At 61.4% G+C, this 16,217-nt stretch carries 17 protein-coding genes; 11 read left to right on the plus strand and 6 right to left on the minus strand.

The window, feature by feature from the left end; genetic code table 11:
- Nucleotides 1–4 precede the first annotated feature (4 nt).
- From WDZ78_RS08225 to WDZ78_RS08235, 3 genes are all read right to left on the minus strand, one after another.
- Entirely contained in the window at nt 5–394 is a 390-nt protein-coding gene (locus WDZ78_RS08225; RefSeq protein WP_244559874.1) for a hypothetical protein, read from the minus strand.
- Nucleotides 395–578: 184 nt separating this feature from the next.
- Nucleotides 579–1,103, minus strand: coding sequence for a heme utilization cystosolic carrier protein HutX (gene hutX, locus WDZ78_RS08230; RefSeq protein WP_020011647.1), 525 nt, complete (start codon nt 1,101–1,103; stop codon nt 579–581).
- A gap of 9 nt (nt 1,104–1,112) precedes the next feature.
- Nucleotides 1,113–1,460 (minus strand): antibiotic biosynthesis monooxygenase family protein, encoded by a 348-nt coding sequence (locus WDZ78_RS08235; RefSeq protein ID WP_425672773.1) that lies wholly within the window; start codon nt 1,458–1,460, stop codon nt 1,113–1,115.
- A 186-nt stretch (nt 1,461–1,646) separates the two neighbouring features.
- Here WDZ78_RS08235 and WDZ78_RS08240 point away from each other — a divergent pair, with 186 nt between their 5' ends.
- Genes WDZ78_RS08240 through WDZ78_RS08250 form a run of 3 tightly spaced genes read left to right on the plus strand, consistent with a single transcriptional unit; the run spans nt 1,647 to nt 4,404 of the window.
- Nucleotides 1,647–2,540: a heme/hemin ABC transporter substrate-binding protein gene (locus tag WDZ78_RS08240; RefSeq protein WP_425672774.1), complete on the plus strand. Its 894-nt coding sequence runs from the start codon at nt 1,647–1,649 to the stop codon at nt 2,538–2,540.
- The gene (locus tag WDZ78_RS08245; protein WP_020011645.1) at nt 2,537–3,625 is read left to right on the plus strand and encodes a FecCD family ABC transporter permease; all 1,089 of its coding nucleotides are present in this window, start codon (nt 2,537–2,539) and stop codon (nt 3,623–3,625) included. The genes WDZ78_RS08240 and WDZ78_RS08245 overlap by 4 nt, the downstream gene beginning before the upstream one ends.
- Nucleotides 3,622–4,404, plus strand: a complete 783-nt coding sequence (locus WDZ78_RS08250) for a heme ABC transporter ATP-binding protein (RefSeq protein ID WP_425672775.1) — start codon at nt 3,622–3,624, stop codon at nt 4,402–4,404. Before WDZ78_RS08245 ends, WDZ78_RS08250 begins: the two co-directional genes overlap by 4 nt.
- A gap of 16 nt (nt 4,405–4,420) precedes the next feature.
- On the opposite strand, the gene WDZ78_RS08255 is transcribed toward WDZ78_RS08250, so the two are convergent.
- Nucleotides 4,421–4,777 carry a YbaN family protein gene (locus tag WDZ78_RS08255; protein ID WP_026363921.1) on the minus strand — a complete coding sequence of 119 codons (357 nt, stop codon included), beginning with the start codon at nt 4,775–4,777 and terminating at the stop codon, nt 4,421–4,423.
- 252 nt (nt 4,778–5,029) lie between these two features.
- On the opposite strand from WDZ78_RS08255, the gene WDZ78_RS08260 reads away from it, so the two are divergent.
- The 5 genes from WDZ78_RS08260 (at nt 5,030) to WDZ78_RS08280 (ending at nt 9,271) form a co-directional block, all read left to right on the plus strand.
- A complete protein-coding gene (locus tag WDZ78_RS08260) occupies nt 5,030–5,425 on the plus strand; it encodes a VOC family protein (protein WP_004429967.1) in 396 nt (131 codons plus the stop codon).
- An 18-nt stretch (nt 5,426–5,443) separates the two neighbouring features.
- Complete coding sequence (ung, locus tag WDZ78_RS08265) at nt 5,444–6,157, plus strand: uracil-DNA glycosylase (protein ID WP_425672776.1); 714 nt, start codon at nt 5,444–5,446, stop codon at nt 6,155–6,157.
- Between the two features lie 71 nt (nt 6,158–6,228).
- A complete protein-coding gene (locus WDZ78_RS08270; RefSeq protein ID WP_425672777.1) occupies nt 6,229–7,305 on the plus strand; it encodes a DUF2218 domain-containing protein in 1,077 nt (358 codons plus the stop codon).
- A 163-nt stretch (nt 7,306–7,468) separates the two neighbouring features.
- Entirely contained in the window at nt 7,469–8,413 is a 945-nt protein-coding gene (locus WDZ78_RS08275; RefSeq protein WP_020011639.1) for a VOC family protein, read from the plus strand.
- A 243-nt stretch (nt 8,414–8,656) separates the two neighbouring features.
- Nucleotides 8,657–9,271, plus strand: coding sequence for an alpha/beta hydrolase (locus WDZ78_RS08280; RefSeq protein WP_425672778.1), 615 nt, complete (start codon nt 8,657–8,659; stop codon nt 9,269–9,271).
- Nucleotides 9,272–9,472: 201 nt separating this feature from the next.
- Here WDZ78_RS08280 and WDZ78_RS08285 read toward each other — a convergent pair whose 3' ends face one another.
- Nucleotides 9,473–10,057: a transglycosylase SLT domain-containing protein gene (locus tag WDZ78_RS08285; RefSeq protein ID WP_080835799.1), complete on the minus strand. Its 585-nt coding sequence runs from the start codon at nt 10,055–10,057 to the stop codon at nt 9,473–9,475.
- 679 nt (nt 10,058–10,736) lie between these two features.
- On the opposite strand from WDZ78_RS08285, the gene WDZ78_RS08290 reads away from it, so the two are divergent.
- Complete coding sequence (locus tag WDZ78_RS08290) at nt 10,737–11,270, plus strand: transglutaminase-like cysteine peptidase (RefSeq protein ID WP_080835796.1); 534 nt, start codon at nt 10,737–10,739, stop codon at nt 11,268–11,270.
- Between the two features lie 54 nt (nt 11,271–11,324).
- Here the strand turns inward: WDZ78_RS08290 and WDZ78_RS08295 are convergent, their stop codons facing one another.
- Complete coding sequence (locus WDZ78_RS08295) at nt 11,325–12,212, minus strand: DMT family transporter (protein ID WP_167377485.1); 888 nt, start codon at nt 12,210–12,212, stop codon at nt 11,325–11,327.
- A 239-nt stretch (nt 12,213–12,451) separates the two neighbouring features.
- On the opposite strand from WDZ78_RS08295, the gene WDZ78_RS08300 reads away from it, so the two are divergent.
- Together WDZ78_RS08300 and WDZ78_RS08305 are read left to right on the plus strand one after the other, a co-directional pair.
- A complete protein-coding gene (locus WDZ78_RS08300; RefSeq protein WP_425672779.1) occupies nt 12,452–13,750 on the plus strand; it encodes an adenylosuccinate synthase in 1,299 nt (432 codons plus the stop codon).
- A 70-nt stretch (nt 13,751–13,820) separates the two neighbouring features.
- A complete protein-coding gene (locus tag WDZ78_RS08305; protein WP_026363918.1) occupies nt 13,821–16,106 on the plus strand; it encodes a hypothetical protein in 2,286 nt (761 codons plus the stop codon).
- Nucleotides 16,107–16,217: the final 111 nt, after the last annotated feature.

The raw sequence follows: 16,217 nt of genomic DNA on the forward strand, positions 1-16,217 counted from the left end.
GGGGTCAGGGGGCTTCCATGTCGATATTGGCGATCTGGCCGCGCGTGTTGAGAATGAGCGACCAGAGCATCTGGCCCTTTTCGAAGGTGACTTTGAATCTGTGAAGATCACCCGCCTCGGTCGCCTGTCTTCCGAGATATTGCATGGCCGTCACCTTGCCACGGCGTCTGATTTCACCCGAAACCGCGCCCGCATTGGCCCGGACATCGGCGACGATGTCATCTTCGAAGCGCGAGAGGTTGAGGCTGCCGCTGCGTGCTTCCTCAAGAACGATTCTGAGCGTGCGTTCCGCGGAGGCCGGGTCCTGACCGCCCGCTGCCTGCGCCGGGAGTGAGACAAGGCAGGCCTGCAGCACCACGCTCACCACGGCGGCGGTGAATAATTTCTTCATCATCGAGGTTCCTTTTTCAAATGACGGCTGGATCGGCCGACGGCGGCCAATCTCAATCAGGAACATCGATTTTTCAACATTTTTTATCGTAAAACGACAATTATTTATTTTAAGGCAGTTTCATTCCGTCGGTGGATAATCGACCTCGGAAGAGGCTGCCACTTTGCCGTGGCAGCCCTGCGCCTTTTCAACCGCGGAAACCGTCCCGCAGCGCTTCGAACTTCGCAAGCTGTCCGGCCAGCAGTTCCTTGTTCTCGTCACGGCGGACGAAAATCTTGAACATGGCGCCGCCGGCGGCGTTCATGAACCAGACGGAACAGGAGCGGCGACCGTGAAAACCGCGATCGACGAAGGTGATCCCGGCGCAATTGTCCTTCTTGATGTGACCGCCTATGGGGCTGTCCCCATGGATGTTGAACCAGCCATGGCTTTCCGTGCCTTCCGGCAGGTGGCCGGGCACTTCCAGCACGATATCGCCGGTCTGCACGATCATCAGGACTTCTCCCCAGCCGCGCATCTCGTTCCAGATTGCGTCGAACTGGTCGGCGGCAGCGGAAACGGCCGCACCCTCAGGCAGAATCGCCAGAATTTCAGCAGGCGTCACTTCGGCCTTGGCGGCAATGGCCTCCACGATGCCATCGGGCTTTTCGGCAAGGGCTGATGCGGCGCGGGCCCGCCTGTCGTCATCGGTCTTCTGGGCTGCAATGCTCATCGGACGGCCTCAGGCGGCAATCGAACGGCGCTCGCCATTCTTGTCTTCATGGATGATGACGTCGAAGCCTTCGAAATGCGGGCCGGAAAGATATTCCACCTTGCCGCGGTTTTCGCCGGCCTTGGCGTGGGCGGCGCGGAACTGTTCGGATTTGGTCCAGGCAAGGAAGTCGTCCTTGGTGGCCCAGACGGTGTGCGAGGCATAAAGCGTATGGTCGTCCGCCTTCGGGCCTTTCAGCATGTGAAATTCGATATAGCCCGGCAATTCGCTGAGATGCGATTTGCGCTCGTGCCAGATGGATTCGAAGGTGTCTTCATAACCCGGCACGACACGAAAGCGGTTCATTGCGATAAACATGAAAGTCTCCCTTTAAGTTTCCAGTTTGAGTCAGGATATCTAGCCGCAGGGAGGTTGGAAAGGGGTTCACGACAAAGCGAACAAATTTACTCCACTTATCGATTGCGCGGTGTATAAACATGTGTAAATAACTCAAGATTAGTGGCGCGGGCAAACCGGCGCCGGGTCGTGTTTCAGGATAACGCCATGTTGAATTCCCGCCTTCGTTCCTTCGTTCTCGCCGCCCTCGTGCCCGCCGCAATCACTTTTGCCGCGCCGGCTGCCATGGCTTCGGACAAGGGTAATCCGGAGGCGAAACGCGTCGTCGCGGTGGGCGGTACGGTGACGGAAATCCTTTATGCGTTGGGCGCAGGAGACCGTATCGTGGCCCGCGACAGCACCAGCAGCTATCCGGCCGATGCGCTCGCCAAGCCTGACATCGGTTACATGCGGGCGCTGTCGTCGGAAGGCATCCTGTCGCAGAAGCCGGATCTCATTCTTTCGGAAGACGGTTCCGGCCCGGCCGATGTCATCGCCATCCTGAAGGCAAGTGCTGTGCCTTTCGTCACCGTCGATACGCCGCCGAGCGGCGACGCCATCCCCAAAAAGATCGAGGATGTCGGCGCGGCCGTGGGTCTCTCGGACAAGGCGAAGGCGCTGGCGGCAGAAACCAGAGCCGGGCTCGATGCACTCGCCAAGGATGTTTCCGCCATCCCGGAAAAGGGCAGAAAGCGCGTTCTCTTCGTGCTTTCCGCCGCCGGCGGCCGCATCATGGCGGCGGGCAAGGATACCGAAGCGGCGGCGATCATCGAAATGGCGGGCGGCATAAATGCGGCGCAGGAGATTACGGGTTACAAGCCGCTGACGGACGAGGCGGTCATTGCCGCAGCACCCGACGTGGTCCTGACCATGGCGCGCGGCGACCACGCCGCCAAGGCGGACGAGACTTTCGCGCTTCCCGCCTTCCAGTCCACGCCTGCCGCCGCAAGCAAGGCTCTCATCAGCATGGATGGGCTTTATCTCATCGGTTTCGGCCCGCGCACGCCGGCCGCCGGTCGTGAGCTGGCAAACAAGCTCTATCCTGACGTGGTGAAGCCGTGAGCCTTGCCGTCTTGAGTTCGACCGAGGGCGGCGTTGCCGGCGACAGATCCCGTCAGGGGGTTGTCACCCTTGCCGTCCTCGTCGGCATCCTGCTGTTTGCCTGCGGCGTGTCGCTGGTCAGCGGACCCACGGGCGTCGGCATTTCAGAACTCTTCGCCTATCTTACCGGCGGCGCGGATCAGCTTGATGCGCGCGACAGGATCATTCTCGAGGCCGTGCGCCTGCCGCGCACCGCGCTCGGCATGTTGATCGGTGCGGGACTTGCCGTTTCAGGGGCGATGATGCAGGGCCTGTTCCGCAATCCGCTGGCCGATCCCGGCATTGTCGGAGTCACCTCGGGTGCGGCGCTGTTTGCGGTTGCGGCCATATCTCTTGGGGAAGGCGCGCTTGCTACGGTGGCCGTGTTTTTCGGCCCGAATTTCCTGCCGATCATGGCATTCTTCGGCGGACTGCTGAACACCTGGGTGCTTTACCTGATCGCCACCAAGGACGGCGCGACCTCCACCACCACGCTCATTCTGGCGGGCATTGCGGTGGCGGCAATCAGCGGCGCGCTGACCGGGCTGATGATTTTCGTGGCGGATGACCGGGCGCTGCGCGACATCACCTTCTGGTCGCTCGGTTCGCTCGGCGGGGCCACGCCCGCCAAGGTGCTCGCGACCCTGCCTTTCATCATCGTCGTTCTCGCCATCATTCCCTTCGTTGCCCGCGGGCTCGATGCGCTGATCCTCGGGGATGCGGCCGCCTTTCACATGGGCATTCCGGTGCAGCGGCTGAAACGGATCGTCATTCTGGCCGTTGCCGCCGCCTGCGGGGCGAGCGTGGCGGCCGCCGGTTCCATCGGTTTCGTCGGCATCGTCGTGCCGCATCTGCTTCGCCTCGCCATTGGCCCGTCGCATCGTTTCCTGTTGCCGGCGTCAGCGCTTGGCGGCGCCGCGCTTTTGCTGCTGGCCGACAGTTTCGCCCGCACGGTGGCCGCGCCTGCGGAGCTGCCGATCGGCGTCGTCACGGCGCTCATCGGTGCGCCGGTCTTCCTGTTCCTGCTCTTGGGACGCGGCGGCTTTTCCATGCGGAACATGTCATGATCCGGGCCGAAAACCTCACCCTCATCCGCTCCGGCCGCCGGCTGCTCGATACGGTCAGCGTTGATCTGAAGCCCGGCAAGGTCAACGTCATCATCGGCCCCAACGGCGCCGGCAAATCCACGCTGATGAAGGTTCTCTCGGGCGAGATGCGCGCCGAGAGCGGTTCGGTGACCTATAACGAGGTCGACCTGCCGGCCTTCACGCCGGTCCAGCTTGCGCGTCTCAGGGCCGTGCTGCCGCAGAGCACCCAGCTGGCGTTTCCTTTCACGGCGCTCGAAATCGTGCGCATGGGAGCGGTGGCGCAGGGGTCTCGTACGCCGGAAGAACAGGCCCGCCGGGCGCTTGCCAAGGCCGGGCTGCGCGGTTTCGAGCAGCGGTCCTACAACATGCTCTCGGGCGGCGAGCAGCAGCGGGTGCAGTTTGCCCGGGCGCTGGCGCAGGTGCCTTTTCCGATGGAAAATGGTGAGGCGCGGGCGCTCTTTCTCGACGAGCCGACGGCCAGCCTCGATATCGGGCATCAGATCGCCGTGCTGGAAACGGCGCGCGACTTTGCAAGCGGCGGCGGGCTGGTGCTCGCCATCCTGCACGATCTCAATCTTGCGGCGGAATTTGCCGATCAACTTATCGTCATGCATGGCGGCCGCGTGACGGCGAGCGGTCCTTCGCTGGAAACGATCAGCGACGAGACCATCGCCAGGGTCTATGGCATTGTCGGCGTCGTCGGCCGTCTGCCGGCGCGGCATATTCCCTACGTGCTGCCGCAGTCGCGGCACCGTTAAGGACCTGTCCTTCGCCTCAGCTTTCCGGGCGGGTGGCGATGAAGAGCGCAGAGCCAAGCATGACGGCGGCGACGATGGCTGCCCGCAGCGGCGGCGGCTCGCTCAGGAACCAGAAAGCGGCATAGCTGACGGACATGGCCGAAAGCGCCGCGATCTTGGCGTTGCGGGCGATTGCGCCGCGTTCGCGCCACCGGCGCAGGGAAGGGCCGAATCTGGGGTGGGCCAGCAGCCACGCCTCGAGTTTTGGCGAAGAGCGCGAAAAACACCAGAGCGCCAGAAGCAGGAACGGCGTGGTGGGCAAAACGGGAAGAAACGCGCCGACAATGCCGGTCGCGACCATCAGCCAGCCAAGACAGAGGTATAAAAGGCGCATGCCTAGCCGGTATCATGAGTTCATCACTCAGGATAGAGCGGCGGGCCCAAAACCATGCGGCCCCGTTGCCGCAGGTCGCAGCCGCACCTGAAAAACCAGGGGTTTTTGCCATCACATTTGCCGTGATCTGGCCGCTACGTCCTGTCGCAGAGCGCCTTTAGGGTTGAAAGCGCGGCGCTCAGTCTTTATCCCCTTGGGCCGCGATGCCCGGAGCATAACCGGGCCGTCAACAGGAAGAAGAAGGAAAACACCATGGCCAAGCTGATCCACTCGATGGTCCGGGTGCTGGACGAAAAGCGTTCGGTGGAATTTTACAAACAGGCTTTCGGCCTTGAAATTGCGGAACGCGCCGAGTTCGAGAATTTCACGCTGATCTATCTCAGCAATGCCGAGGGCGATTTCGAGCTGGAACTGACCGTCAACCGTGGCCGCGAAGTGCCCTATGCGCTGGGCGACGGTTATGGCCACCTTGCTGTCAGCGTTGCCGATGTGGACGCCGAACACCAGCGCTTCATCGAGGTCGGCCTTTCTCCCGGCAAGATCATCGAGGCCGATTATAAGGGCCAGCCTTTCGCAAAATACTTTTTCATCTGCGATCCCGATGGTTACAAGATCGAAGTGCTGCAGCGCGGCAACCGGTTCAAATAAGCTCTGATGGAGGCGGGCATGGCAGAGGCAGGCGTCAAACTCGAAGACAGCTGGAAGCGCGTTCTCTCCGGCGAATTCGCCAGCCCCTACATGCTCAAGCTGAAAGAGTTCCTGCTTGCCGAAAAGACCGCCGGCAAGCGCATCTTCCCGAAGGGCGCGGAATATTTCCGCGCTCTCGATCTCACGCCTCTCGATGAGGTGAAGGTCGTCATTTTAGGCCAGGATCCCTATCACGGGCTTGGTCAGGCGCATGGGCTGTGCTTTTCCGTCCAGCCCGGCGTGCGCATTCCGCCCTCGCTCGTCAATATCTACAAGGAATTGCAGAGCGATCTCGGCATTCGCCCGGTCAGTCACGGCTTTCTGGAAAGCTGGGCGAAACAGGGCGTGCTTCTGCTCAACAGCGTGCTGACGGTGGAAGAGTCCCGCGCCGCCTCGCATCAGGGGCAGGGCTGGGAAAAATTCACCGACGCCGTTATCCGCGCCGTCAACGATGAATGCGACCATGTCGTCTTTCTGCTCTGGGGCTCCTATGCCCAGAAGAAGGCCGCCTTCGTGGACCAGCGCAAGCACCTCGTGCTGCGCTCGCCGCACCCGTCCCCGCTTTCGGCCCATAACGGCTTTTTCGGCAATGGCCATTTTTCCAAGGCAAACGCCTTTCTCGTCTCCCATGGCCGCCAGCCGATCGACTGGCAATTGCCGGAAACGGCGGGCGGCGACAAAAACCTTCTCTAGACACTCATAAAATGTCTTTACGCTTTGCGGTTGTCGGGATTAAAGATAACCGGACTACAAAGTGAAGGATTATGCCCGTGTCTCTCCTGTCTGCCGAAACCTCCGTCTCGCTGTCCGATCCGCTGTCGATCGTTGATGCTTTCGAGGATCATTTTTCCGAGCATATGGAGATGGAACGCGAAGGTGCGACGGTGCGGTTCAAGACCGAATATGGCCATGGCAGTTTCAGCGCCGAAGGCGGCCGTTTCGCCGCAAGGGTCAGCTGCATTTCCGAACATATATTGATGTCTGTAAAGGCGATGGTGGCCGAGCATATCGTCGAATTCACCGGTGAAACGGGGCTGGATTTCCGCTGGAGCGGCCATGGCGCAGAGCAGCGTGAACTGCCCAATCTTTTCGTCGGCAAGGTTGCCCGCGCCTATAATCTGACACCGCATATGCGCCGGCTGGTGGTATCGGTCGAAAGCGGCATCGAAAGGCTGCTGACCGGCGGCATGCATGTGCGCCTGCTTCTGGTGCCGGATCAGGCCTGTGCGCCGGTCTGGCCCTATCTTGCGCCCACCGGGGCGATTGTCTGGCCGGCGGGCGATGATCTTCTGACACGGCGCGTCTACACCATCCGTTCCGGCGATATCGCGCGCGGTGAAGTCGATATCGACTTCGTCATGCATGAGGGCGACCACATGCCGGGCGCAACCTTCGGTGCAACGGCGAAACCCGGTGATGTTCTTGGCATCATCGGCCCGAGCGGTGTTTGCCCGGACGCTGAGCGTTATGTCTTTGCGGGTGACGAGACGGCGCTGCCGGTGATGCTGCGCATGGCGGCCGAAATGCCGGCAGGGAAAAAGCTGAGCGTCTATGCCGAAATCGATGACGAAGCCGAGCGGCAGGAAATCGTCTGCGCGGCAAATGTCGAGTGGACATGGCTTTATCGCCGCGGCAAGCCCTCTGGCACCGCCGGCCTCATTGAAAAAGCGCTGCGCGACCATGCCTGGAGCGCGGATCATGACGGCCTGCACGTCTTTGTCGCCTGCGAAAAATCCGAGGCGAGGGCGGCAAAATCCTTCCTCACCGACGAGATTTCTTTCCCGAAAGCGTCGCTGCGCGCCGTCGGCTACTGGAGCCTGGGCGTTGCCGACGATCATTGAGTTGCCCTATCGGGCTCGTTGAACAGTCGGTTCTATCGTTCACCATTCGGGAACAATCCGTTCCCGTTGTCCACTCTATGCCTGAGAGGGCTGTTGCCCCATCTTTACGCCATGAACAGGGCAGGCCCAACCATGAGGCCCGCCAGGCAAGAAGGGGTTTATCATGCTCAACCAGATCAAGGGCCTGCACCACGTCACGTCGATGGCGGCGAGCGCGCGCCAGAACAACAGTTTTTTCACCGATACGCTCGGCCTGCGCCGGGTGAAAAAGACGGTCAATTTCGACGCGCCTGACGTTTATCACCTCTATTATGGTGATGAAGTCGGCACGCCCGGCTCCGTCATGACCTATTTCCCGTTCCCGCATATCGCCCGCGGCCGTCCCGGCACCGGCGAGGTCGGCACGACGCTGTTTTCCGTTCCGGAAGGGTCGCTCGGCCACTGGCAGGACCGTCTTTCCAAGGCCGGCGTGGATGGCCTGAAGGCGGATGAAGCCTTTGGCAACAAGCGCCTGCATTTCGCAGGGCCCGATGGAGACGGTTTTGCGCTGGTCGAGGTCAGGGACGACAATCGTGCGCAGTGGATCGGCAACGGCGTCGGCGCGGATCAGGCGATCCATGGTTTTCAGGGCGCCTCCTTGCGACTTCGCGATGAAGGTGCGACGGCCGAGCTTTTGAAATTCATGGGTTATCAGGAAGTGGATCGCCAGGACGGCGTTCTGCGCCTCGGTATTCCCGGCGGCAACGGTGCCGACTTTATCGACATCGAAACCATGCCGAATATTTCTGGCGCGCGGCTGGGTGCGGGGTCTGTGCACCACATCGCCTTTGCGGTCGAAAACCGCGAAAAGCAGCTGGAGGTGCGCAAGGCGCTGATGGATACCGGCTATCAGGTGACGCCTGTCATTGACCGCGATTATTTCTGGGCGATCTATTTCCGCACGCCGGGCGGCGTGCTGTTCGAAGTGGCCACCAACGAGCCCGGTTTCGACCGCGACGAGGACACCGCCCATCTCGGCGAAGCGCTGAAGCTGCCCACCCAGCATGCGCATCTGCGCTCCGTGCTGGAAGAGCATCTGGAACCGCTGGGTGATGAGAAGGCGGTTTAACCTCTCGATAGTGTTGCCACGTATTTCTTCTCCCCGTTTGGGGAGAAGGTGGCCCGAAGGGTCGGATGAGGGGGCAACGCTCACGATAGACCGTACCCTTGCCCCCTCATCCCGCTACCGCGGACTTCTCCCCCTCGGGGAGAAGAAACAAGCCGTGTCCGTTCGCTCCACATGGCTGCTCTGCTTGGCCGAAGAGACCTTGCGGAAGCCGTTGAACCTCCTCCTTTCAGAAAGGATTCTCCCATGACCAAGGACAGCTATTTCCACAAATCCCGCGCCGGTTCTGCCGGTGCACCGCTTTTCGTTTTGCTGCACGGCACCGGCGGCGATGAGAACCAGTTTTTCGATTTCGGCTCCCGCCTGCTGCCTGAGGCCACCATTCTCTCGCCGGTCGGCGATGTTTCCGAACATGGCGCGGCGCGGTTTTTCCGGCGTAAGGGCGAGGGCGTCTACGACATGGCCGACCTTCAACGGGCAACCGGCAAGATGGCGGATTTCATCAGGGCGAACCGGGAGCATTATCAGGCCGGCCCAATCATCGGTCTCGGCTTTTCCAATGGTGCGAATATTCTCGCCAATGTGCTGATCGAACAACCCGAGCTTTTCGATGCCGCGGTGCTGATGCATCCGCTCATCCCGTTCGAGCCGAAGATCTCCCCCGCCAAATCAACACGCCGGGTGCTTATCACGGCGGGTGAGCGCGATCCGATCTGCCCGGTGCCGCTGACGAAGGCGCTGGAAACGAGCCTGCAGGCGCAGGGCGGCACGGTGGAAACCGTGTGGCATCCGGGCGGGCATGAAATCCGCTCGGGCGAGATCGATGCGGTCAGGGGGTTTCTGGCGGCTTATGGACGGTAGCTTTACTGCCCGACCTCATTCTTCACCGTCATGCCGGACTTGATCCGGCATCCAGCCACGGCGCGTCTGCGCCGTGAAAAGAGTCTCTTGCGATCAAGGACTTGATCGCGCTGGACCCCGGATCAAGTCCGGGGTGACGGAGAGGGTAGGTGATCTGCCTTTCCACGTCGCATGCAGACAAATGGTCCTGCTACTCCAACTTCAGCGATATCCGCATTGCTGCAACTGCGCCTCGTAACGCAGCGCCATGTTGGCGGAGCGGCGGGCGGCCTTCTGGACCGCGGAATTGTTGCGCCAGCTGCCCTTCGCGTAACCGGCATGGCCGGAATAATAAGCGAGGTAGAGATTATAGGGGTCGTTCAGTGAAATGCCGTTTTCGCGGCGGCTCTTGGCGTGATACCAGCCGACGAAATGGATCGCATCGGTGAAATCGGTGCGGCTTGCCGACCAGCGGCCGGTTTCGCGCTGGTACACACCCCATGTGCCGTCCAGCGCCTGAGCATAGCCGTAAGCGGTGGACTGGCGTTTCCAGGGAATGAAGCCGAGAAGCTTGGTGCGCGGCGGGCGGGCATAGGGGCGGAAGGCGGATTCGGTATAGATCGTCGCCATCATGACAGGCACGGGCACGCCGAACTCGCGCTCGGCCGCTTTCGCATCGCGTCGCCAGTTGTTGAATATGCCGTTCCGCTGCTCGAAAATCGCACAGGCATTGGTGACCTGTGACGGTGCGGTGGCACAACCAGCCAGAACGAGCATCAGAAAAACTACGGCAAATACGCCACGCATAACGGAACCCTTTCGTTCCGCTATTCTTAAATTGCTAACCATTAACGTCGGGTTTTAAGACAAGGTTAATTCAAATGCTGCCGATCAAGGGCTTGTTAACCTGCTGAAAATTCCTGTGTCCGGGATGGGGCGAAAGCGTGTGCCGCGCCTCTCCTGCGCGCCTTTTTTGAAATGCATTTATCCCCGTGCGTCCCCGGTCCAGCCGGGTCCGCTACACTTGCCCCATCCCGGTCATCGAGCGTGCGCGCGGCGCAAGGTGGGTGGGGCAGGCGGCCGAAACCGGGGAGTTTCCCAATGTCACGGTCAAGGCGGCCGGCATATGTCCATCCTCCAAACAGGAACCGGTTTGGCGGGCGGATCATATGTTGAAACCGGGGCCGCATCGTCTGCAAGACCCTGCACTACCCTTTGATACCCCCGCAGCGATGCGGCCCATTTATCGCCTCTCAACGCTGCGCCGGAATTCGGCGCGGTGATATCGACGCATATTCGAAAAAAAGCGTCCGCTGTACAAAAATGAAAACCGATAAAATTGTAGCAATCGGCTTAAAGCGGCTGAAAACAGTGCTGTGCCATTGTGGGATCACAGACAAGGAGCGGACATCCTGCGCAGACAGGGGCTCCACAAAACAGAAATCGAGACCGGCACAAGCCGGCGGATCGCCAAACGGGGTATGAAATGCTGAAGAAGATTATTGCTGCCGCCATCTGCGGAATTGCCATCGCTTCCATGTCCACCCATGCCGATGCGGCCGGTGCCGCCGGTTTTGCCCGTGGTTTTGCCGCTGTCGAGAAAAGCGCGGTGACGCAGATCGGTGTTTCGGCTCCGGGCGGTTTTGATGGCTGCGTTCTTTCCGCCGGCCAATGTGTTTCGACGATCGCCGCGCCGCTGACCGGCGAGCGCCGTGAAGAACTGCTGCGCGTCAACCGCGATGTGAATGCCACCATGGGCGCGCTTGATGATTATTTCTCCGGTTTCGGAGCCGGTGTCCCGGCAACGCCGTCGCTGAGCGCTGAGGATTGTGGCGATTGCGCCGCGATCAAGCGCACGGCCCTTGCCGGTGCCGGCTGGTCTTCCGCTGCACTGCGCCTTGCCTTCGCCCTGAATGATGACGGGTCGCTCGAAAAAGTGCTGATCGTCACCACCGACAAGGGCGATATCGTGCTCGGTAACGCCGTCTTTTCTCCGGCTGAGCGCGAAACCGCGCTTTAAGCCCATCTTTTCATGCCTGCCAGACTGCGCCGGTTTCTCCTGATCCTTGTGGGATCAGGGAGCCGGCGATTTTTTTCGTTCGGCAACGGCAATGCCCGCCAGCGCCATGACCAGCGCCGCGATCTGGTAGGTGTGCAGGGTTTCGCTGAGCACCACAACGGACAAAAGTGTGCCGAAAACGGGCACGAGGTTGATGAAGAGGCCGGCGCGGTTGGCGCCGATCTGTTCCACGCCCTTGATGTACAGGATCTGCGCGATGAGCGACGCAAAAATCGCGGCATAGACCACCAGCACCCAGCCCTTCTGATCCGGCCAGACAACGCTGTTTCGCGACATTTCCCAGAAGACCAGCGGCACCGAGGTGAGGAGCGCGAAGAAGGCGGGTATCGCCATCAGCGTGCGCCAGTCGACGGCGGGTTTCCAGCGCAGGATGACGGTGTAGATGGCATAAACCAGCACGGCCAGAAGCATGATGGCGTCGCCCGCATTCATTTCCAGTTGCAGCAGCGAAACCGGATCGCCATGGGAGGCAAGCAGCGCCACGCCTGCTATGGTGAGGCAGAAACCGGCGATCTGGCCGAACAGCACGCGGGTGCGGAACAGGATGAAGTTCAGCACGAAGATGACCATGGGAATGCCGGCCTGGATGACGGCGGCATTGATGGCTGAGGTGTGCTGCAGGGCCGTGTAGAGAAAGACGTTGAAGGCGGTGTAACCGACGCTGCCGAGCACGAAGAAATAAGGCAGGCGCTTTTTCACCACCGGCCAGTCCCTGATCAGCTGCGGCACGGAAATGGCGAAGATGATGGCGACGGCCAAAACCCAGCGCAGGAAGGTGAAGGCCATGGGGCTGATGTGGCCGACGGCCAGCTTTCCGGCAACGGTGTTGCCGCCCCAGCAGAGCGTGGCGATGATGAGGGCGATGTAGGCTTTCGAAGGCACGCTGATGTTTCGCTTCTTCAAGGGGCGGGAAAATGAAGGCGGGTGAACGGGGCCTTGCGCTTGCGCTTGTCCCCCCACGGGGCGAGATAATGCGGAATTCGGCGTTTTGTCACGGAAAAAGCAAAATTCACCATAAGAAACAGGGTCGCTTTCCGTAAAACAACACAGTATACATTCGCGGGTTTGGGTTTCCCATCGGGTTATCGGGCGCGCGAGCGCCATGAGCAGGAAAGCAAGAAATGACGAATGTTGTGGTGGTCGGCTCGCAGTGGGGCGACGAAGGCAAAGGCAAGATTGTCGACTGGCTGTCCGAGCGGGCAGATGTCGTCGTGCGGTATCAGGGCGGCCATAATGCCGGCCATACGCTTGTCATCGACGGTGTCAGCTACAAGCTTTCGCTTCTGCCGTCCGGCGTTGTGCGTCCCGGCAAGCTCGCCGTCATCGGCAATGGCGTCGTCGTTGATCCGCATGCGCTGATCGCCGAAATCGGCCGTCTGGAAGTTCAGGGCGTCAAGGTCACACCGGAAAACCTGCGTATTGCCGATAATGCCACGCTCATTCTTTCGCTCCACCGCGAGCTGGACGGCATGCGCGAAGACGCTGCCTCCAACAGCGGCACCAAGATCGGCACCACCCGCCGCGGCATCGGCCCGGCTTACGAAGACAAGGTCGGTCGTCGCGCCATCCGTGTGATGGATCTCGCCGACATGGAGGCGCTTTCCGCCAAGGTCGATCGCATCCTGACGCATCACAATGCGCTTCGCCGCGGTTTCGGTGCAACCGAAGTCTCGCACGAGACGATCATGGAAGAGCTGGGCTCGATTGCCGAGCGCATCCTGCCCTTCAGCGAAACCGTCTGGCTGCTGCTCGACAAGAAGCGCCGCGCCGGCGCGCGCATCCTGTTTGAAGGCGCTCAGGGCTCGCTGCTCGATATCGACCACGGCACATACCCCTATGTGACCTCTTCCAACACGGTTGCCGGCCAGGCCGCCGCCGGTTCAGGCATGGGTCCGGGTTCGCTGGGTTATATTCTCGGCATCACCAAGGCTTACACCACCCGCGTTGGCGAAGGTCCGTTCCCGACAGAGCTGAACGATGAGATCGGTCAGTTCCTGGGCGAAAAGGGCCATGAATTCGGCACCGTCACCGGCCGCAAGCGCCGCTGCGGCTGGTTTGACGCCGCACTGGTGCGCCAGTCGGTCGCCACCAATGGTATTACCGGCATTGCGCTCACCAAGCTTGATGTTCTGGATGGTCTTGACGAGCTGAAAATCTGCGTCGGCTACAAGCTGGACGGGCAGGAAATCGACCATCTTCCGGCAAGCCAGGGCGCGCAGGCGCGCGTCGAGCCGATCTACGTCACGCTGGAAGGCTGGAAGGAATCTACCGTCGGTGCCCGAAAATGGGCGGATTTGCCTGCTCAGGCAATCAAATATGTCCGTCAGGTCGAGGAATTGATCGGGGCGCCTGTCGCGCTTCTGTCGACAAGTCCGGAGCGTGACGACACCATACTTGTGACTGATCCGTTTGAGGATTAATGTCCTCGACGATCTAGATTCATAAACCATATCGGGCCGGTACGTCGCCGGTCACGACGAGAAAGTGCTTATGGCGGATTTTGTAGCAGTCATTCGCAAGGCCGTGGATGGCTTGGCGAACAATACTCCCGAAAACCGGGCGAAGGTTTACGACAAGGCGCGCAGTGCGGTTGTGCGCCAACTCGAGAATATGAAGCCACGTCCGCCGGAAGAATTGTTGCGCCGGCAGATCGCCAAGCTGGACGCCGCCATCGCCGAGGTGGACAGCGAATATGCCGAGGCGCTTCCCGCGCTTGAGGATGATGACGCTGTCTCCCCGGCGGCCGAAGAGACGGCGGCATCCTATTACCAGCAGGATGCTGCCGACGCAGACGAGGCCCGCGCCGCTGAACCTGCGGAGCAGGCCGAGCGGGAAGAGGAACGGCACGAGCCGGTCCATGAAGAGCCCGCGCCCGCCGAGCCTGCACGACCGGAGACGGTTTACGAAGAACCGGCCGAAGAGGAAGAGCCCCGGCACGCTGACGCCGTTGCCGCTGAGGAGCAGCGCCACGGCGAACACGAGCCGGAAGAGCTTTATGATGCGCCGGAAACGGTTCATGCCGCTCCGGCACCGGCACATGTTTCCGACGAGGCCGTTGGCACCTATTTCACGCGGGCGGATGAAGAGCCGGCTCAACAGCCCGAGCCTGAAACGGCGCTCGGCCCCGCCGATGATTCCGTTCCTTCCCATTGGGCGCAGCCGGTGGATGAGGACGACTGGCGCAAGCTTGATGAAGCGCGGGATGACGATCTGCGTCCGGCCGCCGAGGAATATGAAGAGGTTCGCAACGAGACCGACGAACGCCCGCTCGTTGCCGGTTACGCCGCGCAGCATTATCAGGAACCGGAAGTAAGCTTCGAGCCGGCCCCTTACGAAGAAGATGAGCGTCGCGAGGCGGACGACCATTTGGGCCCTGCCGCCGTGGAGCACGCGCCCGCCTTTGGCGGCCGGCACGATTTCGACGAACATCGCCAGACGGAAGAGCAGGCCCCGAAAAAGGCAGCCGTGGTCGAGGATTTCTCGTCCTATTTCCAGGATGCGGATATCGCCATTCCCGCCAAGGACGCGCCGGCGCTGCCGCGCGCGGATAACGATCCCTTCGGTGATCAGGCCGCGGCAAAGGACAATAAGGAACGCACACCCTGGGACGATCTGGACGAGCTGATCGGTTATGACGGCGCGTCGCCGTCCACCCGTCAGGCCTCGGACGAAACGAATGGCGTGGGCGCTGCCGCCGCGACGCCAGCCTATATGGTCAAGAAGAAGCCGCGTCGCAATTATGCCTCGCTGGTGCTGGCCCTTGTCGGCGTGGCGCTGCTTGCCGGCGGCGGTTATGCCGTGTGGATGAACCGCGATGCGCTGAACGATATGGTCGGCGGGCTGGTCAGCTCCGCACAGAACGGCGGCGCCAGCCAGACGTCTTCGAACGGCACGGGCGAGGCGCAGACCTCGACACCGCCGGCGACCCAGCAGTCGCCCGCCGCCGGGCAGCAGCCGACAACCCCGACCAACCATCAGACGCCGACCCATGGCGATGACGGCTCTGTCACCGGCACCAAGTTCACCCAGCGGCTTATGGCCGATGGCACCGAGCGTGACGAGGGACCTGCCGCCGGTGCGAACGGCCAGCCGGTGACGGCCGAAGGCCAGTCGGTCTATGAACAGAATGTCGCGCCGCCTCCTGCGGGCGAGGCTCCGGCCAATAATGCCGGTGCGCCGGCCGGCACGCCGCCGGCACAGCAGCCTGCCACTGCCGCGACCGGCGACCGCATGTTCCTTTACGAGGAAGTGCTGGGCCAGACGGTGCCGACCGCCATTCAGGGCAGCGTTTCCTGGTCGCTGCAGCAGGAAAGTGACGGCGAAGGCAAACCTTCGCCGACCGTGCAGGGCCAGATCACCGTTCCCGGCCGTGGCCTCAGCGCGCTCATCACCTTCAAGCGCAATACCGATCCGTCGCTGCCGGCGAGCCATCTGATCGAGATCGTCTTCTCGGTTTCGCCCGGCTTTGAAGGCGGGGCTATCGACAGCGTCCAGCGCATTGCGATGAAGAGCACCGAGCAGGATCGCGGCAACGCGCTGATCGCGGTTCCGGCCAAGATCACCGACGATTTCCACATGATCGCGCTCAACGACTTCCCGGATGCGATGAAGACCAATCTGGAGCTGCTGAAGAGCCGCAACTGGATCGACATTCCGGTGTCGTATCGCAATGGCCGGCGTGCGCTGCTGACCCTGCAAAAGGGCAATGACGGCGTCGCCGCCTTCGACAAGGCGCTCAGCGAATGGGCGGCGGCAGCGCCGGCGACCGGACAGTGATGATTTAAGGGCGGCTTAGGCCGCCCTTTTGTTATAAGGCAACGGGCGACGTGCTTATGGAATGGCTGCGGCGGTGTCTTTGCTTTGTCGGGTGATGGGTTTTAGGGATGT

Source organism: Agrobacterium sp. M50-1 (assembly GCF_049843495.1).
GTDB classification, from domain to species: Bacteria; Pseudomonadota; Alphaproteobacteria; order Rhizobiales; family Rhizobiaceae; genus Agrobacterium; species Agrobacterium radiobacter.